This window comes from Flavobacterium humi (genome assembly GCF_004745595.1).
GTDB classification, from domain to species: domain Bacteria; phylum Bacteroidota; class Bacteroidia; order Flavobacteriales; family Flavobacteriaceae; genus Flavobacterium; species Flavobacterium humi.
In genome coordinates this window covers 17,149-39,874 of the sequence record NZ_SRLH01000010.1, presented here as the reverse complement: position 1 = coordinate 39,874, position 22,726 = coordinate 17,149, and the positions used below count along the sequence as shown (strand labels likewise).

Genomic DNA, 22,726 nt, shown 5'->3' with positions numbered 1-22,726 from the left:
TGTGGCAAAAAAATCATCATACTTTTTGTTTCAAAATATATTTTTAAAAAAATTTGAAACAACTTTTGTGATAAAAAAATAGTTGCGATAAAATTTATCACACTTTTGTGATAAAATATTTTTTCGGAGAAATTTTACCACAAATCTTATCTTTCTTCTTTCTTCTTGCCTCTTTCTTCTCCTCTAAATTTCATAACTTTGTGTCTATGCAAGCCCGGGAACTTTTACAACAACATATTGCCAAAACGGCCTCATTGACGGAGGAACAGTTTGAGTACCTCTTCTCCTTCTTTACGCCAATGTCCTTAAAAAAAGGGCAAACCATTATCAGTGAAGGCGATAAGGTCGATTGTGAGTATTTTGTCGTTTCCGGTTGCCTGAAAGCTTTTTTTATCAATGACGAGATCAAGATGTACATCCTGCAGTTTGCGATGCCTACCTGGTGGACTTCCGATTACGCTGCCTTGTACAACGGCACAAAAGCGACCATACACATAGACTGCATTACAGATGCCGAAATTTTGTGCCTCTCCAACAGCGACCGTGAAAAATTATGCAGCGCACTCCATCCGGTAGAACATTTTTTCAGGTGGCGGACCAACAGAGGGTACATCGCTTCGCAAAAAAGGCTTTTATCCCTAATGAACAACGATGCGAAAAAACGGTATGAAGAACTCCTGGCCCAATACCCGCAATTGTACAACCTGGTACCCAAACACCTCATTGCAGCCTATTTGGGGGTTTCCAGGGAAACGTTGAGCCGCTTGCATACGGGGCAGCACTAGCCCAAAACCGAATGTGATGTACATCACGTAACCCCCTGCGCTTTCTTATCTTCCTTTGCAGTGTAATTTTAAAACACATACAATGGAAACTACAACATTTGAAATCGTAACCGCTAAAAGCAATATCGATTGGACCGGCAGAAAAGTAACCGGCGCACACAATGGCACTATCAATATCAAGGAAGGGCGATTCCTCTTTACCGAAGGGCAACTGACCGGTGGAAACGTCATCATTGATACCACATCGATCAAAATCCTCGACATTGCAGACCCGGATACCAATGCACAGTTTGCAGGGCATCTGGCTTCTGATGATTTTTTCAGTATCGAAAAATTCCCTACAGCTGCTTTTGAAACCACTGCTGCAAAACAAAACCCAAACGGACGCTATTTACTAGAGGGGAACCTAACTATCAAAGGCATTACCCATCCGGCAAAATTGGAGGCAGAAGTAAACAGTACAGGTGGTACCCTTACCCTATCCGGTAAACTGACCTTAGACCGAACCTTATATGGTATTAAATTCCGTTCCGGCAATTTCTTTAAGGATTTGGGCGACACGCTGATCTACAATGATTTTGAGCTGGACATAGACATTACGGCCAAAAACACTTCAACAGAAATCTTAAACAACTAAAGCCATGCCATTCGTATCTATAGCATTGACCCGCGAGGACGTTACCCGCGAGCAAAAACAACAATTAATCAAAGGGATCACAGATGTGATTACCGAAGTACTGAACAAAGATCCGCACCTGACCCATATTGCCATCCATGAAATCGACACAGACAATTGGGGCTATGCCGGAGAACAAATATCCGTATTGCGCGAAAAAGGAATAACAGCAGATAAAAAATAAGGAACCATGAAAAAACAAACCATCATTGTAACCGGTGCCTCGAGCGGGATCGGAAAAGAAATAGCCCGGTATTTCCTTGAAAAAGGAGATAACGTAGTCATCAACTCGAGTACGGCCGAAAACCTGGAGCAAGCCTATCAGGAATTGGGCGCTGGCCCGAACCTGGCCAAAGTGGCCGGTAGCGTCAGCGATAAAAAAACCGGAGAACTGTTAGTGGCCGCTGCAATCGAAAAATTCGGTTCTGCAGACATACTGGTCAATAATGCCGGTATTTTCGAAACAAAACCGTTCCTGGAAGTGGAAGAAGCCCATCTTGACCGTTTTTGGAACACCAATGTAAAAGGGACATATTTTACCACACAGGCCGTACTTCCGCAAATGCTGAAGCAGCAGGGAGGTGTTGTCATCAACATCGGTACGCCTTTGGTCAACCAGGGATTTGGAGGCTTGGACGCCACAGCCCCTATAGCCAGCAAAGGAGCTATCCATGCCCTGACCATACAATTGGCGGCCGAATTCGGCAAACGCAACATCCGTTTCAACACGATAGCTCCAGGCGTGATCCGTACACCAATGCACGGCGACCAGGCAGACAAAGGCGCCAACCAGCATTTGCTGAACCGTGTGGGCGAAACCAAAGACATCGCCGAGATGGTGTATACGGTGGCCAAAAGCAATTTTATAACCGGGGCCATCATTAATGTCGATGGCGGTATGGCAGCCGGGTTCAATTTAAACTGATCGTGAAAACAATTGTATCAATCGCTTTAGGGCTTTTGTCCCTGACAGGGCTTAAGGCACAAAACACAACTCCTATGGAAAATCAGAAAGAAGATACCAAGGCTATTGTAACGGCATTGGAAGAACACTATTTTAAAGGGATTTACGAAGGCGATATTGCCTTGCTGGAAACCGCCTTCCATCCTAAAACCTTGCTTTTCGGCGACATTAAAGGAACCCCTTATGCCAAAACCCTGGAGCAATACCTGGATGGGGTCAAGAACCGCCAAAGCCCGAAAGATTCCGGAAAACCGTTCAAGGGGGAAATCCTCTCGGTGCATATCGTAAATTCCATTGCGGTGGCCGAAGCCAAAGTCAGGATGTACGATTTCCTGTACCACGACATTTTATCTTTCCATAAAATAGATGGGAAATGGCTCATCGTAAGCAAAATGCTTACCGACACCAACCCATAAAGAATTTCTTCGGAAATACCTTCATAAACGCCTGGCTTACCCTCAGGCTTTATGCATTGGCTACCGTTTGCAATAGCAACATTTATATGGGAAAGCTTTGAAGAAAAAAGCATGGTTGGTTTCAGCTCAGAGGTTGTCCGTTTCAGCCGTTATTTTGTCCGCTTGGGCTATTTCTTGATGGTTCAGAGCCGATTGCCGGGATATCTTTGGTGAAGAAATTAAAAAACCAATCATCAATCCTAATTTTAAAAACAATGGAAACAAGCAAAACCGTATTGAAAAAACAAAACAGCAATCGTTCCTTTTTAGCTATCTTTCAAAAGACAGCACTAATCTGCATACTCTTTTTAAGTATCACTCAAGCCAAAGCACAATCGGGAAACCAAACCCTAAAAATAAACCCTTCCCTTGGGGTATTAAAGCAAATCGATGCCGGTGTACTTACTATAGGTTACGCCGAAGCCGGCCCTGCCAATGGCGCTCCGGTAATCCTGCTCCACGGCTGGCCGTATGACATCCACAGTTACCAGGAAGTGGTGCCTGTATTGGTATCGAAAGGTTATAGGGTTATTACGCCATACGTAAGAGGATTTGGGACCACGCGTTTCCTGTCTGAAGGCACTTTCAGGAACGGGCAGCAAACAGCGCTTGCCAGTGATGTCATTGCCCTGATGGATGCCCTTAAAATACAAAAAGCCGTGATAGGCGGGTTCGATTGGGGTGCAAGGACAGCCGTTGTAATGGCAGCGCTTTGGCCGGAACGGGTTAAAGGACTGGTATCGGTAAGCGGTTACATTGCCGTTAACCTGGAAGCGAACGAAAAGCCTTTGCCTCCAACGGCAGAATACGGATGGTGGTACCAATATTATTTTGCGACCGAAAGAGGCAAAACAGGTTATACCCAAAACAAATATGAGTTCAATAAGTTGATCTGGAAGCTGGCGTCGCCTATCTGGAATTTTGATACTGCTACGTACGACCAGACGGCACAATCCTTCAATAACCCGGACCATGCCGCGATTGTGATCCATAATTACCGATGGAGATTGTCCCTGGAAAAAGGAGAAAGCCAATACGACGGCTTAGAAAAACGGATTGCTGCCCGTCCTGCCATTACCGTACCTACTGTTACCATAGGTAGCGATTTTGACGGAGCCAACGCAGATGGGAAATCCTACGCCGCTAAATTCACGGGGAAATACGACCATAAAATCCTTAAAGGAATCGGGCATAATGTCCCTCAGGAAGATCCGGCAGCTTTTGCCGCTGCCATCATCGAAGTGGACGGATTTGGCAAATAATCCATCAAATAATAGATAAAAAACGTTTTAAAAACCATAATTTTAAGTACTATGAAAAAATTAAAAATGTCCTCCGCCCCATTGCTGTTGGCCTTGCTCTTCGGGATACAGGCTTTCGGCCAGGAAAAAACAGCTAAAAAAGGATTTGCACTCCTGGAATTGTTTACCTCCGAAGGATGCTCCAGCTGCCCTCCTGCCGATGCGCTGATGGGCAAGATCCAAAAAGAATACAAAGACAATACTGTATACGTCCTGGCATACCATGTAGATTATTGGGACAGGCTGGGCTGGAAAGATATTTTCAGCAATGCCGCTTATACCAAAAGGCAATACCAGTATTCCAACTGGCTTGGGGAAGAACAAGTATATACGCCGCAGGTTATCGTCAATGGAAAAAGCGGGCACATCGGTTCGCAGGAAACCATTATCAAGAATGCCATAAGTGCTGCACTGGCAAAACCGTCCGTGGCCGAAGTACACCTGGATGCTTCGGTGGCAAACCATACACTACTGGTGAGCCATTGGGTAAAAGGTACTTCAAAAAACAGCCGGTTGCTACTGGCAATTGTACAGAAATCAGCAAAAAGCAATGTCAAAAGAGGTGAAAATGCCCACCGTGTGCTATCACATTTCCAGATCGTACACCAATTACATAGTATTGCCCCGGGAAAGGAAAAAGGGACTACTTCACTATCGCTGCCTAAAGGTTTCAACACTACTGATTTTGAAGTGGTTGGTTTTGTACAAGACCTGGACAACGGTGCAATTTTGGGAGCGGCAAGGGCAATCTTCTGATAATTCCCTATTTACTGTATGCTGAAACATAATGAGCAATACCGCAGCAAAAGCGGTATTGCATCCGAAAAAAAAACTACCTTTGATAAAGACCATCGGCATGTATATGGAAAAAGAAAAAAAACGGTTTGAAGTTTCCCAACGCGTAATCTGGGGCAGTTCCCTGGCACTGGCTATCCTTTCTTCCGTCCCGAAATTTTTTGACGCCCATTCCAAACCCAGGGATATTATTATAAATTCGTCGATCAGTTTTTTGTTTTCGCTGTTTATATGGTATTACAATATGTATAGCCTCCCGAAATTCACTTCCCGGCGCACGGCCAAAAATTTCCTCAATGGCAAGCTTTTACTGAGTGTCATGGCGGGTCTTGGCGTAATGATACTGCTGGTTGTTGCCCATCAGGAACTTTTCCAGGCCTCACAAATGGATGCGCCCATCATGTTTGAATTGAGAGGGGTTTTGATCAACCTGATTGTGTATATGTTCCTGCACCTGCTTTTCCAAAACTATCAGACACAGCAAATGAGCGTTGAGCTGGAACGGACCGTATCGGTAAACCTGGGCGCGCAATACGAGCTTTTAAAACAGCAGGTCAACCCGCATTTTTTATTCAACAGCCTCAATACCCTCAAATCGATGGTAGAGATACAAGACCCGCACAGTGCCGATTTCATCCTGAAACTTTCCGATTTTTACAGGTTTACTTTGGAAAGCCGGAAAATGGACCTGATCCCGCTCAAGGAAGAACTGCATATATTGGAATCCTATACCTATTTGCTCAAAGCCCGTTTTGAAGATGGATTTGTGATGACCGATGAAATAGGCGATGCATACCACAACTCGGCCATTCCGCCCTTTACACTGCAATTGCTGATAGAAAACTGCATCAAGCACAATGTGGTGTCGCTGGACAAACCCTTGCACATCCGGCTTTATACCGACGGGGATTACCTCATCGTGGAAAACCGCATCCAACTCAAAAAAGGTTCGGTGTCTACAGGTGTCGGGCTCGATAATATCAACCAGCGGTTTATGCATTTGATAGGTAAAACCATTGAAATTGACAAAGACGACACTTTTTTTAAAGTAAAAATCCCTTTAATTTATGACCATCCTAATAATTGAAGACGAAGTAAAGACAGCCAAAGCCCTTGGCCAGCTTATCCTGAGCATCAGGCCCGATACGCAAATCCTGTCGTATATCCAGAGTGTGGACGGCGCCGTAGCCTATCTTTCGGAAAATGACCAGCCCGACCTTATTTTTATGGACATCCAGCTGGCGGACGGCTTGTGTTTTGAAATTTTCAAAAATGTGGAAGTCGTTTCCCCGGTCATATTTTGCACTGCTTTTGATGAGTATGCCATTGAGGCTTTCAAATCGAACGGTATCGATTACATCCTGAAGCCTTTTTCCCGGGAAAGCATTGCCCTATCCATCAAGAAAGCCGGCGAGTTGAAGAATTTCTTCCAACGCAATAAAAAAGCCCTCCCTGATTTTGATTACCTCCTGACTCGGTCCGGGGAATTTTCCGGAAAAAGCAGTTTCCTGGTGTTCAAAAACAATAAGTACATGACCGTGCAGACCGAAAATATCGCGTATTTTTTTATCAAGAATGAGACCCCGACCATCATGTCTTTCGACAAAAGCGAATACCAGGTTACCCAGTCACTCGATGAAGTGCACAAACTTTTATCGCCTGCCCAATTCTTCCGGGTCAACAGGCAATACCTGGTCAATTTTGCAGCCATTAGGGAAGCGGAGCATTATTTTTCCCGCAAACTGATTGTCAAATTAACCGTCCCGACCGAAGAGAAACTCCTGGTAGGAAAAGACAAAGCCACCGCTTTTTTGAGCTGGCTTGAAAACAGGTAACCGCATTCTTTTGATGTGTTTGCTTTCTTGTAGAAAATATTTTTTGTTTTTTTTTTTTTTAAAATGTCCAATACCCAAATTCCGGTTGTCATTAGGGTATAACATTTAAAACAATATAAAAATGGAAACAAGGATCAATGCATTCGAAAAAGGGCAAAAAGCGTTAAGCACATTATTTGGGGTTAGCGGCCACCTGAAAAAATCAACTATTGAAAGCAGTACTTTGGAATTAGTCAATTTCAGGGTATCACAAATTAACAGCTGCGCCTTTTGTTTGGATATGCACGCCAAAGATGCCCGTGCGGCAGGTGAAACAGAACAACGGCTTTACGGTTTGAGTGCGTGGAGGGAAACTCCTTATTATACTTCACGTGAAAGAGCGGCTTTAGCTTGGGCAGAAGCAGTAACCTCTTGCCATGTACCAGATGAGGTTTACAAAGAAACCAATAAGGAATTCTCAGATGAAGAAATGATAGACCTTACGCTGGCTGTAACCTTGATCAACACCTGGAACAGGTTTAATCTTTCCTTTCCAAATACTCCGGGCACTTACAGAGTAGGCCAGTTCGGGTAATCAAAACATAGGATTTTTTTGTACATTAGAATTATTTTACAAAGCTCAAAAAGCCAGGTGAAGCACAACAGAAAATACCGTCAAATTTAAAATACATTAAAAATGAACGAATTCTTATTGATTTTCCGCAGGGATTTCCAAACGAAAGAAATACAACCCTCACCGGAAGAATTACAACAACAACTGAAACAATGGCAGGAATGGTTTGGAGGGATCGCTGCGCAGGACAAACTCGCCAGGCCTTTGCAACGCTGGGACGGACATGGTAAAATAGTTGATCCGAAAGGGGTTACCGATGGCCCTTATGCCGAAATCAAAGAAGCAATTGGAGGTTTAATCATCATAAAAGCCAATGATTATGAGGAAGCTGCCGCGATAGCACAAGGCTGCCCTATCCTTTCCCTTGGTGGTAATGTTGAAATCCGGATGGCTATTTAAATCTTTCAAATAATAGCAATTAAAATGCCTTTGTATCTTTACGAAGGCATTTACCGTACTTATGGACAGCAACCAACTCATTCCGAAATTATTCCGGACCGAATACCAAAAAATAGTTTCGGTACTTTGCCGGCTCTTCGGTATCCAGCATATTGAGATTGCGGAAGATATTGTCAGTGATACATTCCTGGCCGCCGCAGAAACCTGGAGCATCAAGGGCATACCGGAAAATCCTGTGGCCTGGCTGTATACGGTAGCCAAAAACAAAACCAAAAACCATTACAAGAGAAATAGCGTTTTTGAGCAGAAAATTGTTACTGAAATACAGCACAATTCAACCAAAAGCGGAGATGAGATTGAAATCGATTTGTCTGACAAGAATATTTCCGACAGCCAGCTGGCCATGATTTTTACCATCTGCAACCCGTGCAATTCAAACGAGGCACAGATCGCCCTGGCTTTGAACCTGCTTTGCGGCTTTGGCGTCAGCGAAATATCCGAAGCGTTCCTGACCAACAGGGAGGTTATTTACAAAAGGATTAACCGTGCCAAGGAAAAATTAAAGGAGGAAAATATTACGATACAGCAGCCTTCGGTCACGGAAATAAAAAACAGGCTGGACAATGTCCTGAAAACCATATACCTTCTTTTTTCGGAAGGCTACTACTCTACTTCCCAAAACACGATCCTGCGACAGGATTTTTGTGCCGAAGCCATGCGCTTGGTATATTTGCTGATCCAGAACAAAACGACAAACCTGCCTGCCGTTAATGCCCTGATGGCCCTGATGTGTTTCCATGCTTCCCGGTTTGAGGCCAGGACAAACGAAAAAGGCGAGATTATTTTATACGAAGACCAGGATGAAACCCTTTGGAACACAGAATTGATAGATCGCGGCACCTATTATTTAGGCCTTTCCTCAAGCGGGGAACAGCTTTCCAAATACCATCTGGAGGCCGGGATCGCCTATTGGCATACCCAAAAAGAAGATACCCCTGAAAAATGGGCCCGTATCCTGGAACTCTACAACAGCCTGCTTATTTTAGAATATTCCCCAATTGCCGCTCTTAACAGGACGTACGCTTTATCGAAAGTAAAAGGAAAGGAAATTGCTATTGCAGAAGCTGAAAAACTGTCTTTACAGGACAATCATTTTTACCATTCGCTATTGGGCAGCCTGTATACCGGCCATGATAATGCAAAAGCCGTGTCCCATTTTGAAATGGCCTATTCCCTTGCCAAATCCCCTGCGGATAAAACCATCATTTTGAAAAATAAAAACAGGGTTCCTTCCGTTTAAATTATTCCACACGGATATATTCCAAATCCATAGCAATCTTCCCTGGCATACTAGCGGAAGAGCGGTCATTTTTCCCAGACATCATTGAAAAACCCTGTTTCAAACGAAACACTACAGCTTTATTTTCAACTACTTAAGCTAAATAATTATCCCCTATAAAGCTTCAAGAGGAAGGATGTCCTTTTCACGGTTCATTTTGTCCGTTTCACATCATTACTGATTGTTACAGGAGCATTGCCGGGATACCTTTGACAAAGAAATTACAGATAATTTCAATTCAATAATTAAAAAAACATTTAAAATTTTAGAATCATGGAAAATGCAAATCAAAATGAAAAAGTAGTGTATACAGGATCAACACTAACAACAGGAGGACGTGAAGGGGCTTCCAAAAGTTCAGACGGCCGTTTGGACATCAAACTTACTCCTCCGGGCGGAAGAGGCGAAGGCACCAACCCGGAACAATTACTAGCTGCCGGATGGTCCGCTTGTTTTATAGGCGCCATGGGTAAAACCGCAGCAGAAAGGAACGTAAGGATCCCGGCCGATGCAAGCGTTGCTGCCGAAATAGATTTAATCGTGTCCGAAACACAAGGTTATTTGTTACAGGCCCGCCTGAACATAAGCCTTCCCGGAATAGACCGCGAAACCGCAACAGCTATTGCTCATGCCGCTCATAAAGTGTGTCCTTATTCTAAAGCGCTACACGGGAATATAAAAATAGAAACTATTATTTTATAATAGCTGGACAGCAAACCATAAAAAAAAGTATCATGAAAACAATTGAAAAACCAGAAGGGAACAGCACAATAAGAGTTGCCGCTGTCCAGATCAGCCCTGTATTGTACAGCAAAAAAGGAACTGTCGACAAAGTAGTGAACAAGATTCTTGAACTTGGGGAAAAAGGGGTCCAGTTTGCGACTTTCCCCGAAACCATTATACCGTATTATCCTTATTTCTCTTTTATACAGGCTCCTTATACGATGGGAAAAGAACACCAGCGCCTGCTGGAAGAATCGATAATTGTCCCTTCCGCAGATACCGATGCTATTGGAAAGGCAGCCAAAGAAGCCAACATGGTGGTTTCCATAGGAGTCAACGAGCGTGACGGAGGGACAATCTATAATACGCAGCTTCTTTTTGATGCCGACGGAACACTTATCCAACGCCGCCGCAAACTGACTCCGACCTATCATGAAAAAATGCTTTGGGGACAGGGAGACGCCTCTGGGTTACGTGCCGTAGACAGTGCGGCAGGACGCATTGGCCAGTTGGCGTGTTGGGAACATTACAACCCGCTGTTCCGTTATGCGCTGATTGCCGATGGGGAACAAATCCACTCGGCCATGTATCCAGGATCTATTTTTGGCCCGTTGTTCAGCGAGCAGACAGAAGTCAATGTCCGCCAACATGCACTCGAATCGGCTTGTTTTGTCGTGTGTGCAACCGGTTGGCTCGATGCTGACCAGCAAGCACAGATCGCGGCAGATACCGGTGGTCCTATTGGCCCGATTTCAGGTGGCTGTTTTACTGCGGTTATCGGTCCGGACGGACAAATCATAGGGGAACCGATAAAATCCGGTGAAGGCGAAGTAATTGCTGATATTGATTTTGCCCAAATTGATGCCCGCAAACGATTAATGGATGCCAAAGGCCATTACAGCCGCCCGGAACTGCTTAGCCTTACTATTGACCGTACGCCGGCAGCGCCTATCCACGATCGTATGCTAAGTACCGAACCCTTAGTGGCACAAGGACAAAACAATCAAATCAATACCCTTAATTAAGTTACCGTAAAATGAAAACAACCTATAATATTGCTCAAATGATATTCGCCGGAATAATGATGATGCAGTTCAGCTTCGCAACGGCACAAAGCAAACCGGATGTAAAAAACGATGAAAGCATCAGGCCTTTCAAAGTAAAAATTCCGGAGGCAGACGTACAAGACCTAAAACAGCGGGTTTTGGCTACCAAATGGCCGGAAAAAGAACTGGCAAACAATGCCTCGCAAGGAGCGGAACTTGCCAAAATGCAGGAGCTTGCCCACTATTGGGGTACCGATTACAACTGGAGAAAAGCAGAAGCCCAATTAAATGCCTATCCGCAATTCATGACAACCATTGATGGGGTCGAAATCCATTTCATCCATGTAAAATCAAAACATAAAAATGCCATGCCCCTTATCATCAGCCACGGCTGGCCGGGATCCGTATTTGAATTGACCGGAGTCATTGCCCCTTTGACCGATCCTACCGCTTATGGCGGAAAAAAAGAAGATGCCTTCGATCTTGTCATCCCTTCCTTGCCAGGCTTTGGTTTTTCGGGCAAACCGACTGAAGGAGGCTGGAACAACGACCGCATAGCCAAAGCCTGGATCGTATTGATGGGCCGGCTTGGTTACGACCGTTATGTGGCACAAGGTGGAGATTGGGGCGCAGGAATTGTGCACTCGATGGCTTTACAGGCTCCAAAAGGGCTCTTGGCTATCCACAGCAACCTGCCAGCAACATTACCCAACGAAGCAGGCATGGCTTTAGGCGGGAATACAGTACCGGACGGGTTTTCCGAAAAGGAACGGGCTGCTTTCAACCAGCTGAATAATGCGATCAAAAGCGGTGGTTTTATTTATAAAACTACAATGGAAGGAAGACCTCAGGGAGTGAGCTATGGCCTGTCGGATTCGCCGGTTGGCCTTGCATCATGGATTTTCTTGCATCCCGGTTTTGATAATTGGTCTTACGGTAAAAATCCGGGGCAATTGCCTACAAAAGACCAGGTCCTTGATGATATTTCGCTGTACTGGTTAACCAATACTGCCGGTTCTTCGGCACAGATCTATTGGGAAAACCGAAACATCAGCATCATTAGTGCCGGCAAGATGAAGTCTGACCAAATTACCATTCCGGTTGCGGTTACCACATTTCCACAGGATGTTTATGCATCACCGGAAAGCTGGGCACGCCGGGCGTACAAAAACCTAATCTACTTTAATGAGGCAGACAGGGGCGGCCACTTTGCCGCCTGGGAACACCCACAGTTGTTTGCAAAGGAACTGCGTGCGGCCTTTAAACCGATTCGCTGATGAGCAGGAAGGGCTGCCGGTTATAGGTATCCCTTACTTTTACAGTATCACTAAAAAAACAGAAAAATGAAAACATATAAAAATATTGTAGTAAAGGCAGTCCTTTTTTTGAGCCTTATGCCGTTCTTTATTCCTAATGAAGCGAATGCCCAGCAAACGGGAATAAAACGCACTGACCTGCAGCGCCATGACCTTAGCGTGCCGGGGCATGAAGCCATCCAGGTCCGGGTAGATTTTGAGCCGGGTGTTTCTTTCGGGATGCATTCTCATCCGGGAGAAGAAATAATCAATGTCCTGGAAGGTTCCTTGGAATATACCATTGAGGGCGGAGAACCTATTGTCCTTAAAGCCGGGGATGTCTTGTTTGTACCAGCCGGGAAAAACCATGCTGCCAGGAATGTTGGCAAAGAAGCGGCAGCAGAACTTGCTACTTATATAGTCAAAAAAGGAAAACCTTTGTTAGTCCTTAAAAAACCTTTGTAACCATGAAACAGAAAATAGCTTTTGCCCTTATTATGGGTATCGTTACCACCGGTATCATTTCCTTTAGCCTTATTTCGATCAATTTGGGCTTTACGGATCGGTTTTTCAGGGTATGGCTGAAATCATGGCTGATGGCTTACATTATCGTTACGCCCGCCATCCTTTTTATAGGCCCGAAAGTACAACGGTTTGTCGATCATCTTTTTAGCAAGGATAAAAAACACTAACTTCGGCTACAGCATTATAATTATACTATAAAAAAATCAAATAGATATGAACCCATTATTAGAATATACAATCAATGCCCATGGAGGTTTGGAAGCCTGGAAAAACTTTGAGAAAATAACTGCCAGGCTTGTTACCGGCGGAGCCTTATGGGAAATGAAACAACAGCCGGGTATCCTGGAAGATATTTATGTTACTTCCGAAACCAAAAAACAAACAACCTCACACTACCCTTTTATCAATCCGGAATGGAAAACCTCTTTTACTCCGGGGAGGATCGCGATAGAAAACACCGCCGGGGAAATCATTGAGGAATTACGAAACCCGCGGGATTCGTTCTCAGGATATACGGCAGAAACACCCTGGAGCACACTGCAGCTGGCTTATTTTGCCGGTTACGCCATGTGGACCTACCTGAATGCTCCCTTTACTTTTGCCAATCCGGGTTATGAAGTCACGGAACTGGAACCATGGGAAGAGAACAAGGAAACTTTCAGGAGGCTTAAAGTAACATTTCCTCCTGAAGTAGCATCACACGGTAAGGAGCAGGTTTTCTATATCGATACAGAAGGATTGATCAGAAGGCACGATTACAGCGTAGACATCTCGGGAGGTTCCACAGCAGCGCATTACCTGTCCGATTATATAGAAGTTCAGGGCATCAAGATCGCTACCAAAAGGAAGGTCTATGTGCGATTGGAAGACAACACCCCATTATTGCCGGGGCCTTTGCTGGTTTCTATAGATTTGAAAGAGATAAGCCTGCAATAACCTCCAGGCGGGAATACCATGTTGCTGAAAATGGTTTTAGGGCTGTCTTTGGCAGTTCCTTGCCATCAGGCTGCAATGGTACTGCACTCTGACTGCATCTAACGGCAATCTAGAGAAATTGATTTACCATTACGTAATGTATCCTGGAATATAGGATTTCCTTTTGTAGGGAAATAAAAAAACCTAACCATTATAGTTAGGCTTTTTTATTTTTTGGACTAGGCTTATTTCTATACTGTCCTGGCGCTGACAAAATGATGGAACAGGGCTATAAAGATAAATCCGGCCGAGACGGCAATAGCAAAAATCCTTCCGAATTTAGCAAAAGCCCGGGAATATTTATTGCTGAAACCCACTGATTGCATCGACGAATAAAAGCCATGCCACAAATGAAAACCCAGCAATACAAATGCACAGCAATACAAGGCGGTGCGTACGGGGCTTTTGAACTTATGGACCAATTCGCCATAGTACCGGTTGGGGTCGGGAGTATTGAAGGCTACAAATTTATAATGCAGTTCCTGGAACCAGAAATCATACCAATGCAATGAAAGGTATGTTAGGATGACCAGCCCGGAAATGATCATATTGCGGGAACTCCAGGAAGAATTGGCGCCCGGGCTATTATAGGCGTATGCCACCGGCCTGGCCCTTTTGTTTTGGATCTCGAGGACAAATCCCATGAAGAAATGGAAAAACACCCCGAAGGCCAGGATAGGCTGCCCAATGTACTGAACCAGCGGATTGTATCCCATAAAATGGGACACCTCATTAAATAAATCCCCGCTGATGACCGAAGTCATGTTCAGGGTAATATGGAGGCATAAAAAAGTGATCAGGAAAACCCCTGAAAGCGCCATAGCTGTTTTTCGTAAGACGGACGAGGTCATAAATTGCTTTTTTGTCATAATATATTCAATTACTGATAGTTATCCTATTTATTATTATTCGATGGCCATCCTTACTTCAATGACAGCGCCATACTGCAGTGCCGGGCATTCTTTTGCGATGGCGGCCGCTTCCTGGTAATTCCCGGCTTTCATCAAAAACATCCCTCCGATGGAAGGCCTCATTTCCGAATCAAGCTCTTTAGGGAATTCCGGGTTTTGCCGGATAAGGCAGCTTTCCAGGTCCCATATTCCGGGCAGGTTCATCAATTTATCTTTAACGGCAATACGGGATATCCACTCCCGGAACAATTGTATGGCGGTTTGCATTTCTTCGGGCGACAGGAATTCTTGCCGGCCGGCCGGGTCGTCATGGATCAGGATTAAAAATCTGCTCATAAGATAGGTGTTACATTTTCGGCCCGGGTTTCTGCTCCTTGCTGCGGACAGCATCATCAATACCTTCATCACCTTCATTCTGGTCATGGTGGTGTTTTGGCGGAGGAACAACCGGTTTGCCTGTCAGCAACCTGAAAAGGGCAGTAAAAATTGTTTTCATGGTATTACATCTTTAAGGATTACTATGTTTTGTTTTGGTTCCTGAACCAATCCTCATAACGGATCGAGCCCATATGCGGGTCTTTTCCGGGCAGAAGGGTCTTTTCCTGAAGTACCGCCCCGAAATACCGGGATTGCGGATCGGATATGATTTCTTTCGGATCCTGGCTCAAAGCCAAATGTTTTTGGATCCATCCGTCAAGCGGAAGTACCTCAGGCCCGGCAATTTCGACAATGCCATTTGCGGGTTTTCCTGTTACGGCCAAAGCCATGGCAGCCACCACATCATCGGATGCGATAGGCTGGATAAGTGCCGGGGACATATGTACTTTTCCTTCTTTTATCCCTGACTGCATGATGCTGCCGGCAAATTCAAAAAATTGGGTGGAATGTACAATGGTATACGGAATACCTGCTTCCCGGATTAGGTCTTCCTGTGCTTTTTTAGCCCGGAAATAACCGCTTTCCTGAAGACGGTCTGTCCCGACTACGGACAAAGCGATATGGTGCCCTACTCCGGCAGCTTTTTCTGCCGCCAGGAGATGGCGTCCTGAAGTTTCAAAGAAATCCAATACGGCCTGGTCTTCAAAAGAAGGGGCATTGGCCACATCTACCACGACTTGTGCGCCTTCAAGCGCTTCTGCCAACCCCTCGCCTGTTATGGTATTGATCCCTGATGAAGGGGAAGCTGCGATAACTTCATGGCCCGATCCGCGGAGATTCGTTACCAGTTTTGATCCAATGAGGCCAGTGCCTCCGATAATTACGATTTTCATAAACATGCCATTTTTATAATGTTAGAGTACTGTATTGGTACCGTTTAAGAGAATGGGTACACTTCAATGACAATCGGGGTATCTGTATCTGGACAAATTGGGGCAATTCTTTTGATAAAGTTACCAAAAAAACAACACATATATCCAATGGTTTAAAAATCAGATGCTTACAAACATTAAAAACTAACGTATTTTTTTCAAAAAACAAATCAAAAAGATGGTGTGTGATTTTTTTTAAAGCTTTTGTAGGGTATATCTTGCATTTTATCGATTTTATTCGTAACATTGATATAGTGAAATATAAGAATTTTTTTAACAAAAAAAGCATCGTTATTTTTCAAATAATAGTATTATCATAAATATAGTGTGTGTATAATAGTTAAAATCATTGTTTTACTAAAATTAATTAACAGTGCGTATTACTTGATTTCCAACCCAAAACAACCCGATTATGAAGAGAAAAATACTTCTTGCCCTTTGGCTCTGCATCCTGTTTGGCGGCATATCATTTTTATTTTGGGAGAATGAATACAAATACAGCCTTCCCACGCCGGTTCCTCAAAATTACCATGATGTGGCGATGGGCACGCACATTGATTTCGGGAAGAAAGAAATACTCAAAAACAGGCCGGTCTTCATCCATTTCTTTAATCCTGATTGCCCTTGCTCCCGTTTTAACGTTCCGCATGTAAGCGGGCTGATTAAAAAATACGGCGATAGGATCGATTTCAATATCGTGGTGCTCAATAAGGAGAAAAATTTTACGGTACAGGAAATACAGGACAAATTCGATGCGGATGTCCCGGTGTTTTTTGAAGAGGAAATAGCCCAAAAATGTGGTGTTTTTGCCACGCCCCAAGCCGTGTTGTTAGACGCTTCGCAAAACTTATACTACCGTGGGAATTACAACAAAACCAGGTATTGCACCGATGCCAGCAGCAATTATGCCCAAATGGCCATAGATTCCTTACTCAACCAAAACAGCAATCCTTCGTTTGACGCATTAGCCTTGAGGACATACGGATGCTCGTTGCCAAAATGCAGTAAATAAAACCTAACCTTAATCTAATAGTATGAAAACAAAAGCAAGTTTGAACGAACAGGATTACCTTCACAGTTTTATGTCGACTATGACACAAAAATCGGATACCATTATCAATTATGTCCTTGCGGCTTATTTCCTTCTAGGGGTTGCTTTGGCCTTTAAATATGATACCTGGGAGATTGGTATTGGGGTTGGCGCGTTAAACCTCATCGCGTATTATTCGGCTAAATATTTCCTCAAAAAATCAAAACTGTACCAATACATCCTGGCTGTTGTCCTGGCTGTTTTTATGGCCCAGTATATCTATCAGATGCACGGTATGTTTGAAATGCATTTTACCGTGTTTATTGCCAGTACGATCCTTATCATTTACCAGAACTGGAAACTGCAGATCCCGCTTACGCTTTTGGTAGTGGCACATCACGGAGGGTTGGCGTACCTGCAGAATTATGTGTATAACGACCCGAACGGCCCCCAGATTTATTTTTCGCAGGTTAATTTCGACCTGGAAACCTTCCTGATCCATGTGGTGCTGGCTGCCGTGGTATTTATCATGAATGGCTATTGGTCGTACTATTTCAAACAACACAGCGAGGTCCATATTTCGAAAATATCCGATGAATACGAATTGGAAAATATCAAACTGGCTTCGGCCAAATACAGTTCGATGTCTGCCAATAACGAATTCAACAACTATATCCATAAAACAGCACTGGACCTTCGTTCCCCGGTCAACTCGGTACTGAACCTGATTGATGTATCCAAGGAACAGACCGATAACGAAGTCCTTTTGGGTTATTTTGACCTTATTAGGGAAAATACCCAAAAAATTGACGGTTTGGTGAATGACATCCACGGCAAATCGGTCAGCAGGCTTTCGTAATCTTTTGAAGAATCCTACAGCAAACCCTTTATTTAAAAAAGCGACAACTTAATTCTAAATTAATTATTTTATGGAAATACGAATCACACGCCCAACCCCGTCTGACAGGGAAGTAGATTGGAATAAAAACAAAGTATTGTTGAGTAAGACCGATACCAAAGGAACCATTTTATATGCCAACGAAGATTTTATCGATGTGTCCGGTTATGACGAATTTGAGCTCATAGGCCAGCCTCATAACATCATACGCCACCCGGATATGCCGAAGGTGATCTTCAAATTTTTATGGGACAGTATCAAGGCCAGCAAGAATATCCATGCCATTATCAAGAATATGGCCAAGACAGGCCGCTATTATTGGGTAGTTACCGATTTTAAGATCATAGCGGATGCCGATGGCGAAATAGCGGGGTACTTTGGCACACGCAAAACGGTTCCTGAAGATATTATCGTAAAATTTATAGAACCTCTTTATAAAAAACTGCTGCATATTGAAGAAGTGAGCGGCCTTTCGGCTTCCGAGGAATACCTCATCGGGTTCCTGGAAGAACGCAACAAGACCTACATGGAATATATTGACCACCTGCTGACTACCGGAAAAGACGATAAGGAAAAAATCAAGAAAGGTTTTTTTACCGGCATCTTTGAAAAGAAAAACGGGACTAAAAAATAATCCGTACGCTATAGTTGTGGAGAATTTTTGAAAAAAGGTGCTTTCGGGCGCCTTTTCTTTTGCTGTAAAACCATTTGCCTTTGCCGGTTAATTAAAATATAAGTATATTTAACTTTATTCTTTTCAAACAGTGCTTATGAGGAAAATGGTTTTACTGGTTTTTTTATGTTCTATGCCTTTGTCGTGCTTCGCCCAGGAAATAGCGCAAAAGGACAGTATTGTTGCAGACACGGTATTGGTCCCGAATATCAAATTCCATTACAAGCAGGTTATTATACCTGCAGCCCTTATCGGATATGGCATTTGGGGAATGGAAAGCGGCCAGATCAAGAGCTTCAACCATCAGATCCGGGACAAAATAACCGACATCGACCAAAAAACCACTATTGACGATTTTTCGAGATGGGCCCCGGCGGTGACTGTTTATGCGCTCAATAATTTTGGGGTGGAAGGAAAAAACAACCTCAAGGACCGGTCTGTAATACTGGTTACTTCTTATGTGATTATGAGCGGTACCGTTTTCGGGCTGAAATCAGTCACGCACATAGAACGCCCGGATGGGACATCGAATAACTCCTTCCCTTCCGGCCATACCGCGGCAGCTTTTGCCGGTGCCGAATTTTTATACCAGGAATACAAGGACAAATCCGTTTGGTATGGGATTGCCGGTTATGCCGTAGCCACAGGGACGGGATTGTTCCGGATGTACAACAACAGGCATTGGCTCACCGATGTGGCCGCAGGAGCCGGAATAGGCATTTTGAGTACGAAGATTGCGTATTGGATCCATCCGTACTTAAACCGTACCCTTTTTGGTTCAAAAGAAACGAAAAGCACATCTTTTATTGCTCCTTCGTATGATGGGAAAGTGGTGGGGATTTGTTTTGTGAAAAGTTTCTAAAGCCGATTGCATCCGAAAATCTTAAAAAAAACACAAAGCCAATAACTGTAAGAACTTTATTACTATTTTTGAAAAACACTATAACCTTCTTACCTACCATGAAAAAATGCTTCTTACTGCTATTGTGCCTGTTTTCATTTGCTATAGGATTTTCACAGAAGCTCTATTTCCCAAAAATCAATTATAAGGACAGCATCACTACCGCTAAGAATATGCCTGTCCTGGCTACTAAAGTTATTGCCGCCTATGCGGAAAAAAACCGGAACACGTATTTGGATAACCTGTATATGTTGCAGTTTACGGCGCAACGGTATAAGGAGATGCAAGCTACTTTGAACACCCTGGGCCAGGAAATCTCAGGAGATAGTTTACAGAACAGGGAAATGGGATTCCCTTTTAGGGTATACGCGAATACTGCACTCAGGCATCCGCAGGCTAAAACCGAATTCGAAGCTGCCTTTACAATTGAATTTGGCAAAATCTATAACGCATTAAGCACTAAAGGGCAGGCCATTGCGGAAACCTATTACGGCCGTCCGATAACCGATGTCAAATCAAGTTATGACCTTCAGCTGGAAAACGCCAGGGCCAATGACAGCATTACGATCCAGGATGCCATCAGCCTGTGCAGGATTTATGCCGCATATACTTCCGCTACAGCGACCTCAGCCATAGGCAAAAAAATATTGGATACGTATGAAAAGGAAAAATATACGATTGACGAAAACATCATCATTACCCTTCCCAACGGCAGCACCATTGCCGGGACTATGGTACGCGACAAGGCCATAACAGAACCCCAGCCTGTTGTGATGATGTATAATATCTATGCCGGAATAGACCTGAAATTATGCAAAAGGATTGTCAGCAAAGGCTATACGGGTTTTGTGGCCAATACCAGGGGAAAACGATTGAGCAACGATCCGATCGAACCCTACGAACATGACGGTGACGATGTCTACTCTATTATTGATTGGGTAAGCAAACAGCCGTGGTGCAACGGAAAAATAGGCATGTATGGCGGCAGTTACCTGGGTTTCAGCCAATGGAGCGCCATGAAAAAAGTACATCCCGCACTAAAAACAATCGTACCTCAGGTTTCCGTAGGGGCCGGTATCGATTTTCCGATGCAAAACGGTGTTTTTATGAGCTATTGCTTGAGGTGGATCCATTTTATAGCCGACAATAAGCTAATAAATTCGGCCGATTTTGGCGACAGCAAAAAATGGGAAACGATTTTTACACAGTACTTTAAAACGGGAAGCGCCTTCCGTTCTTTGGATCAATTGGAAGGAAATCCTTCAATGTTGTTCCAAAGATGGCTCGATCATCCTGATTATGATGCGTTTTGGCAAAATATGACCCCTCAAAAAGACGCTTTTGCCCGTATAAACATCCCGATCTTAAGCACAACAGGCTATTATGATGACGACCAGCTGGGCGCCATGTACTATTACAAACAATACCAAAAATGGAATAAATCCGATAATTATTACCTGGTAATCGGCCCATACGACCATGGCGGTGCACAAATCCAGCCGAGCCTGGAATTGGGGGGTTACACCATTGATGAAAAAGCTGATATTTCTATAAACGACCTTGTTTTTGAATGGTTCGATTATATCTTAAAAGAAGGCAAACGTCCTGAAATCCTAAAGGATAAGGTAAACTTCGAGGTCATGGGCAAAAACGAATGGAAACATGTTGCCTCCTTAGACCAAATGCACAACCGGTCACTTACTTTTTATTTGGCGGCAGAAGGTCCAAAAAATAGGTTAACACCAACGGCTCCTAAAAAAGCAGCAGCCATTTCCCAGACCATTGATTTCAAAGACAGAAGCGAAGCGAATATTTATACCGATGCCCATGTATGCGGTTTTCCCCTTATTTCCAGCCCGGATTTAAAAACAGAAAAACAATTGCTTGTTTTTGAAAGCAAACCCATCGAGAAGCCTTTTGCCATAAGCGGTTCACTCACTGCAGCATTGAAGGTGAGCACCAATAAGAAAGACATGGATATCGTGATTCAATTATACGAAAAAACACCTGACGGGCATTATTTTGCGCTGGCCAATAACTTGCAAAGGGCCAGTTATGCAAAGGACAGGAGCAAAAGGCAATTGCTAAAACCCAATACAATCGAAACAATCCGCATTGACCAGACGTTCATAACCTCGAAACAATTGCAAAAAGGCAGCCAAATCGTAGTGGTCCTAGGAGTGAATAAAAACCCGAACTGGCAAATAAACTACGGTACCGGAAAAGATGTGAGCGATGAGACCATAGCCGATGCCGCCGTACCGATGGAAATAAAATGGTATACCAACAGCACCATTACCCTTCCCATCCTTGAATAACCTAAAATAACTGTATGAAATCCTTATATTCCGTTGCCATACATCCGTCCGGGGAAATTATCGCTTTGGTAAAATCTATGAAAGAACAATTGGCAGTGGCGATTGGATGGTTTAACAGTAAAAATTCGGTAGCCCATATTACCATCAATGAATTTGAAGCCGACGAGAATTTATTGGCCAACGTCAAAAAACAACTGACGGTAATTTGTGATGCCTTAGAACCTGTAGCAATACATTTTGAAGGGTTTGGCACGTATCCTACTAACGGCGCTTTTTTCATCTCACCCGACGAAGCTTCTAAAATGGCTTTAAAAACAATCATGAAACGCATTAATGACTCATTGCGGGTTCCGGCTAAATTCAAAAGCAGCGATCCGCACCTGTCCATAGCCCGGAAGCTTACGCCTGAAAAAATAGAAACCGCACACCAGTTATTTACAACCCTGGACATGAACTTTGTGTGCCACAGTGTCGTGATCCGGAAATTCAATCCGGAGAAAAAGCAATTTGAAGTAACGGATACCTTTTTATTTCATAGCAATACCTCAGCGTTTCCTGTCCAGGGAAGCCTTTTTTAATACCATTCCCCATCCACATAAAACCAGCTGTCCCCTTCTTTGCTAAAAGTGGATTTTTCATGATGGGTTTTCGGTTGCAGTTGGTTATCAAGGTAATAAGCTTTGAATTCTACAACAGTCCCCGAAGCATTGATGATTTCAAGCCGCATCCAATGGTTTTGGGAGGCAAATGCTGCTGTTTCCTTCTTATCATGGTACTTTCTGGTACTACTATGTGTAGTCGCCAAAAGATAATCAACCCGCTGCAGGCAATACGCCGTGTACCGGGAACGCATTAAAATTTCAGAGCTGGCCGCTTTTTGGGCACCAAAGATATAAGGTTCGCAGCAATCGGAAAGAAGCTTGTCCGAACCGCAATGACAATAAGGCATACTATTGATT

29 protein-coding genes are annotated in these 22,726 nt (G+C 43.8%); 24 read left to right on the top strand and 5 right to left on the bottom strand.

What is annotated here, in order from left to right; genetic code table 11:
* Positions 1-206: 206 nt before the first annotated feature.
* The 18 genes from E4635_RS15555 to E4635_RS15470 all read left to right on the top strand — a co-directional run bounded on the left by E4635_RS15555 (position 207) and on the right by E4635_RS15470 (position 13,687).
* Positions 207-785 carry a Crp/Fnr family transcriptional regulator gene (locus E4635_RS15555; RefSeq protein WP_135527628.1) on the top strand — a complete coding sequence of 193 codons (579 nt, stop codon included), beginning with the start codon at positions 207-209 and terminating at the stop codon, positions 783-785.
* A gap of 82 nt (positions 786-867) precedes the next feature.
* Positions 868-1,422, top strand: coding sequence for a YceI family protein (locus E4635_RS15550; protein WP_135527627.1), 555 nt, complete (start codon positions 868-870; stop codon positions 1,420-1,422).
* Positions 1,423-1,426: 4 nt separating this feature from the next.
* Entirely contained in the window at positions 1,427-1,645 is a 219-nt protein-coding gene (locus tag E4635_RS15545; RefSeq protein ID WP_135527626.1) for a tautomerase family protein, read from the top strand.
* A 6-nt stretch (positions 1,646-1,651) separates the two neighbouring features.
* Positions 1,652-2,386 carry an SDR family NAD(P)-dependent oxidoreductase gene (locus E4635_RS15540; protein WP_135527625.1) on the top strand — a complete coding sequence of 245 codons (735 nt, stop codon included), beginning with the start codon at positions 1,652-1,654 and terminating at the stop codon, positions 2,384-2,386.
* 2 nt (positions 2,387-2,388) lie between these two features.
* Positions 2,389-2,841 carry a nuclear transport factor 2 family protein gene (locus tag E4635_RS15535; protein ID WP_211518774.1) on the top strand — a complete coding sequence of 151 codons (453 nt, stop codon included), beginning with the start codon at positions 2,389-2,391 and terminating at the stop codon, positions 2,839-2,841.
* A gap of 254 nt (positions 2,842-3,095) precedes the next feature.
* Positions 3,096-4,142 carry an alpha/beta fold hydrolase gene (locus E4635_RS15530; RefSeq protein ID WP_135527624.1) on the top strand — a complete coding sequence of 349 codons (1,047 nt, stop codon included), beginning with the start codon at positions 3,096-3,098 and terminating at the stop codon, positions 4,140-4,142.
* Positions 4,143-4,193: 51 nt separating this feature from the next.
* Complete coding sequence (locus E4635_RS15525) at positions 4,194-4,937, top strand: DUF1223 domain-containing protein (protein ID WP_135527623.1); 744 nt, start codon at positions 4,194-4,196, stop codon at positions 4,935-4,937.
* A gap of 31 nt (positions 4,938-4,968) precedes the next feature.
* On the top strand, positions 4,969-6,063 hold the full coding sequence (locus E4635_RS15520; RefSeq protein ID WP_246020822.1) for a sensor histidine kinase: 1,095 nt from the start codon (positions 4,969-4,971) through the stop codon (positions 6,061-6,063).
* Positions 6,044-6,811 carry a LytR/AlgR family response regulator transcription factor gene (locus E4635_RS15515; RefSeq protein WP_135527622.1) on the top strand — a complete coding sequence of 256 codons (768 nt, stop codon included), beginning with the start codon at positions 6,044-6,046 and terminating at the stop codon, positions 6,809-6,811. The genes E4635_RS15520 and E4635_RS15515 overlap by 20 nt, the downstream gene beginning before the upstream one ends.
* A gap of 121 nt (positions 6,812-6,932) precedes the next feature.
* Positions 6,933-7,385, top strand: coding sequence for a carboxymuconolactone decarboxylase family protein (locus E4635_RS15510; protein WP_135527621.1), 453 nt, complete (start codon positions 6,933-6,935; stop codon positions 7,383-7,385).
* Positions 7,386-7,487: 102 nt separating this feature from the next.
* Positions 7,488-7,823, top strand: a complete 336-nt coding sequence (locus tag E4635_RS15505) for a YciI family protein (RefSeq protein WP_135527620.1) — start codon at positions 7,488-7,490, stop codon at positions 7,821-7,823.
* A gap of 61 nt (positions 7,824-7,884) precedes the next feature.
* The gene (locus E4635_RS15500) at positions 7,885-9,123 is read left to right on the top strand and encodes an RNA polymerase sigma factor (RefSeq protein WP_135527619.1); all 1,239 of its coding nucleotides are present in this window, start codon (positions 7,885-7,887) and stop codon (positions 9,121-9,123) included.
* Between the two features lie 312 nt (positions 9,124-9,435).
* Positions 9,436-9,864: an Ohr family peroxiredoxin gene (locus tag E4635_RS15495; protein WP_135527618.1), complete on the top strand. Its 429-nt coding sequence runs from the start codon at positions 9,436-9,438 to the stop codon at positions 9,862-9,864.
* Positions 9,865-9,896: 32 nt separating this feature from the next.
* Positions 9,897-10,910 (top strand): nitrilase-related carbon-nitrogen hydrolase, encoded by a 1,014-nt coding sequence (locus tag E4635_RS15490; protein ID WP_135527617.1) that lies wholly within the window; start codon positions 9,897-9,899, stop codon positions 10,908-10,910.
* An 11-nt stretch (positions 10,911-10,921) separates the two neighbouring features.
* Positions 10,922-12,208, top strand: a complete 1,287-nt coding sequence (locus E4635_RS15485; protein WP_135527616.1) for an epoxide hydrolase family protein — start codon at positions 10,922-10,924, stop codon at positions 12,206-12,208.
* 66 nt (positions 12,209-12,274) lie between these two features.
* Positions 12,275-12,691 (top strand): cupin domain-containing protein, encoded by a 417-nt coding sequence (locus tag E4635_RS15480; RefSeq protein ID WP_135527615.1) that lies wholly within the window; start codon positions 12,275-12,277, stop codon positions 12,689-12,691.
* A 2-nt stretch (positions 12,692-12,693) separates the two neighbouring features.
* A complete protein-coding gene (locus E4635_RS15475; RefSeq protein ID WP_135527614.1) occupies positions 12,694-12,918 on the top strand; it encodes a DUF2798 domain-containing protein in 225 nt (74 codons plus the stop codon).
* Positions 12,919-12,964: 46 nt separating this feature from the next.
* The gene (locus E4635_RS15470; RefSeq protein ID WP_135527613.1) at positions 12,965-13,687 is read left to right on the top strand and encodes a hypothetical protein; all 723 of its coding nucleotides are present in this window, start codon (positions 12,965-12,967) and stop codon (positions 13,685-13,687) included.
* Between the two features lie 230 nt (positions 13,688-13,917).
* Here the strand turns inward: E4635_RS15470 and E4635_RS15465 are convergent, their stop codons facing one another.
* The 4 genes from E4635_RS15465 to E4635_RS15455 are packed head-to-tail and all read right to left on the bottom strand — an operon-like array spanning position 13,918 to position 15,908.
* Positions 13,918-14,595: a succinate dehydrogenase cytochrome b subunit gene (locus E4635_RS15465; RefSeq protein WP_135527612.1), complete on the bottom strand. Its 678-nt coding sequence runs from the start codon at positions 14,593-14,595 to the stop codon at positions 13,918-13,920.
* 36 nt (positions 14,596-14,631) lie between these two features.
* Positions 14,632-14,973 (bottom strand): YciI family protein, encoded by a 342-nt coding sequence (locus E4635_RS15460; RefSeq protein ID WP_135527611.1) that lies wholly within the window; start codon positions 14,971-14,973, stop codon positions 14,632-14,634.
* A 10-nt stretch (positions 14,974-14,983) separates the two neighbouring features.
* Positions 14,984-15,133 carry a hypothetical protein gene (locus tag E4635_RS15780; RefSeq protein WP_169630287.1) on the bottom strand — a complete coding sequence of 50 codons (150 nt, stop codon included), beginning with the start codon at positions 15,131-15,133 and terminating at the stop codon, positions 14,984-14,986.
* A 22-nt stretch (positions 15,134-15,155) separates the two neighbouring features.
* On the bottom strand, positions 15,156-15,908 hold the full coding sequence (locus tag E4635_RS15455; protein ID WP_135527610.1) for an SDR family oxidoreductase: 753 nt from the start codon (positions 15,906-15,908) through the stop codon (positions 15,156-15,158).
* 451 nt (positions 15,909-16,359) lie between these two features.
* Here E4635_RS15455 and E4635_RS15450 point away from each other — a divergent pair, with 451 nt between their 5' ends.
* The 6 genes from E4635_RS15450 to E4635_RS15425 all read left to right on the top strand — a co-directional run bounded on the left by E4635_RS15450 (position 16,360) and on the right by E4635_RS15425 (position 22,345).
* Complete coding sequence (locus E4635_RS15450; RefSeq protein ID WP_135527609.1) at positions 16,360-16,959, top strand: TlpA family protein disulfide reductase; 600 nt, start codon at positions 16,360-16,362, stop codon at positions 16,957-16,959.
* A 22-nt stretch (positions 16,960-16,981) separates the two neighbouring features.
* On the top strand, positions 16,982-17,836 hold the full coding sequence (locus E4635_RS15445; protein ID WP_135527608.1) for a hypothetical protein: 855 nt from the start codon (positions 16,982-16,984) through the stop codon (positions 17,834-17,836).
* A gap of 70 nt (positions 17,837-17,906) precedes the next feature.
* Complete coding sequence (locus E4635_RS15440; RefSeq protein ID WP_135527607.1) at positions 17,907-18,509, top strand: PAS domain-containing protein; 603 nt, start codon at positions 17,907-17,909, stop codon at positions 18,507-18,509.
* A 136-nt stretch (positions 18,510-18,645) separates the two neighbouring features.
* Positions 18,646-19,410 carry a phosphatase PAP2 family protein gene (locus E4635_RS15435; protein WP_135527606.1) on the top strand — a complete coding sequence of 255 codons (765 nt, stop codon included), beginning with the start codon at positions 18,646-18,648 and terminating at the stop codon, positions 19,408-19,410.
* 98 nt (positions 19,411-19,508) lie between these two features.
* On the top strand, positions 19,509-21,767 hold the full coding sequence (locus tag E4635_RS15430) for a CocE/NonD family hydrolase (RefSeq protein WP_135527605.1): 2,259 nt from the start codon (positions 19,509-19,511) through the stop codon (positions 21,765-21,767).
* Between the two features lie 14 nt (positions 21,768-21,781).
* Positions 21,782-22,345, top strand: coding sequence for a 2'-5' RNA ligase family protein (locus E4635_RS15425; protein WP_135527604.1), 564 nt, complete (start codon positions 21,782-21,784; stop codon positions 22,343-22,345).
* Here E4635_RS15425 and E4635_RS15420 read toward each other — a convergent pair.
* Positions 22,342-22,716 (bottom strand): YchJ family protein, encoded by a 375-nt coding sequence (locus tag E4635_RS15420; RefSeq protein WP_135527603.1) that lies wholly within the window; start codon positions 22,714-22,716, stop codon positions 22,342-22,344. The genes E4635_RS15425 and E4635_RS15420 overlap by 4 nt on opposite strands.
* Positions 22,717-22,726: the final 10 nt, after the last annotated feature.

Excerpts from the sequence above, each read along its gene's own strand:
- E4635_RS15555 (WP_135527628.1), top strand. The coding sequence starts at position 207 with ATGCAAGCCCGGGAACTTTTACAACAACATATTGCCAAAACGGCCTCA.
- E4635_RS15550 (WP_135527627.1), top strand. The coding sequence starts at position 868 with ATGGAAACTACAACATTTGAAATCGTAACCGCTAAAAGCAATATCGAT.
- E4635_RS15545 (WP_135527626.1), top strand. The coding sequence starts at position 1,427 with ATGCCATTCGTATCTATAGCATTGACCCGCGAGGACGTTACCCGCGAG.
- E4635_RS15540 (WP_135527625.1), top strand. The coding sequence starts at position 1,652 with ATGAAAAAACAAACCATCATTGTAACCGGTGCCTCGAGCGGGATCGGA.
- E4635_RS15530 (WP_135527624.1), top strand. The coding sequence starts at position 3,096 with ATGGAAACAAGCAAAACCGTATTGAAAAAACAAAACAGCAATCGTTCC.
- E4635_RS15525 (WP_135527623.1), top strand. The coding sequence starts at position 4,194 with ATGAAAAAATTAAAAATGTCCTCCGCCCCATTGCTGTTGGCCTTGCTC.
- E4635_RS15520 (WP_246020822.1), top strand. The coding sequence starts at position 4,969 with ATGAGCAATACCGCAGCAAAAGCGGTATTGCATCCGAAAAAAAAACTA.
- E4635_RS15515 (WP_135527622.1), top strand. The coding sequence starts at position 6,044 with ATGACCATCCTAATAATTGAAGACGAAGTAAAGACAGCCAAAGCCCTT.
- E4635_RS15510 (WP_135527621.1), top strand. The coding sequence starts at position 6,933 with ATGGAAACAAGGATCAATGCATTCGAAAAAGGGCAAAAAGCGTTAAGC.
- E4635_RS15505 (WP_135527620.1), top strand. The coding sequence starts at position 7,488 with ATGAACGAATTCTTATTGATTTTCCGCAGGGATTTCCAAACGAAAGAA.
- E4635_RS15500 (WP_135527619.1), top strand. The coding sequence starts at position 7,885 with ATGGACAGCAACCAACTCATTCCGAAATTATTCCGGACCGAATACCAA.
- E4635_RS15495 (WP_135527618.1), top strand. The coding sequence starts at position 9,436 with ATGGAAAATGCAAATCAAAATGAAAAAGTAGTGTATACAGGATCAACA.
- E4635_RS15490 (WP_135527617.1), top strand. The coding sequence starts at position 9,897 with ATGAAAACAATTGAAAAACCAGAAGGGAACAGCACAATAAGAGTTGCC.
- E4635_RS15485 (WP_135527616.1), top strand. The coding sequence starts at position 10,922 with ATGAAAACAACCTATAATATTGCTCAAATGATATTCGCCGGAATAATG.
- E4635_RS15480 (WP_135527615.1), top strand. The coding sequence starts at position 12,275 with ATGAAAACATATAAAAATATTGTAGTAAAGGCAGTCCTTTTTTTGAGC.
- E4635_RS15475 (WP_135527614.1), top strand. The coding sequence starts at position 12,694 with ATGAAACAGAAAATAGCTTTTGCCCTTATTATGGGTATCGTTACCACC.
- E4635_RS15470 (WP_135527613.1), top strand. The coding sequence starts at position 12,965 with ATGAACCCATTATTAGAATATACAATCAATGCCCATGGAGGTTTGGAA.
- E4635_RS15465 (WP_135527612.1), bottom strand. The coding sequence starts at position 14,595 with ATGACAAAAAAGCAATTTATGACCTCGTCCGTCTTACGAAAAACAGCT.
- E4635_RS15460 (WP_135527611.1), bottom strand. The coding sequence starts at position 14,973 with ATGAGCAGATTTTTAATCCTGATCCATGACGACCCGGCCGGCCGGCAA.
- E4635_RS15780 (WP_169630287.1), bottom strand. The coding sequence starts at position 15,133 with ATGAAAACAATTTTTACTGCCCTTTTCAGGTTGCTGACAGGCAAACCG.
- E4635_RS15455 (WP_135527610.1), bottom strand. The coding sequence starts at position 15,908 with ATGAAAATCGTAATTATCGGAGGCACTGGCCTCATTGGATCAAAACTG.
- E4635_RS15450 (WP_135527609.1), top strand. The coding sequence starts at position 16,360 with ATGAAGAGAAAAATACTTCTTGCCCTTTGGCTCTGCATCCTGTTTGGC.
- E4635_RS15445 (WP_135527608.1), top strand. The coding sequence starts at position 16,982 with ATGAAAACAAAAGCAAGTTTGAACGAACAGGATTACCTTCACAGTTTT.
- E4635_RS15440 (WP_135527607.1), top strand. The coding sequence starts at position 17,907 with ATGGAAATACGAATCACACGCCCAACCCCGTCTGACAGGGAAGTAGAT.
- E4635_RS15435 (WP_135527606.1), top strand. The coding sequence starts at position 18,646 with ATGAGGAAAATGGTTTTACTGGTTTTTTTATGTTCTATGCCTTTGTCG.
- E4635_RS15430 (WP_135527605.1), top strand. The coding sequence starts at position 19,509 with ATGAAAAAATGCTTCTTACTGCTATTGTGCCTGTTTTCATTTGCTATA.
- E4635_RS15425 (WP_135527604.1), top strand. The coding sequence starts at position 21,782 with ATGAAATCCTTATATTCCGTTGCCATACATCCGTCCGGGGAAATTATC.
- E4635_RS15420 (WP_135527603.1), bottom strand. The coding sequence starts at position 22,716 with ATGCCTTATTGTCATTGCGGTTCGGACAAGCTTCTTTCCGATTGCTGC.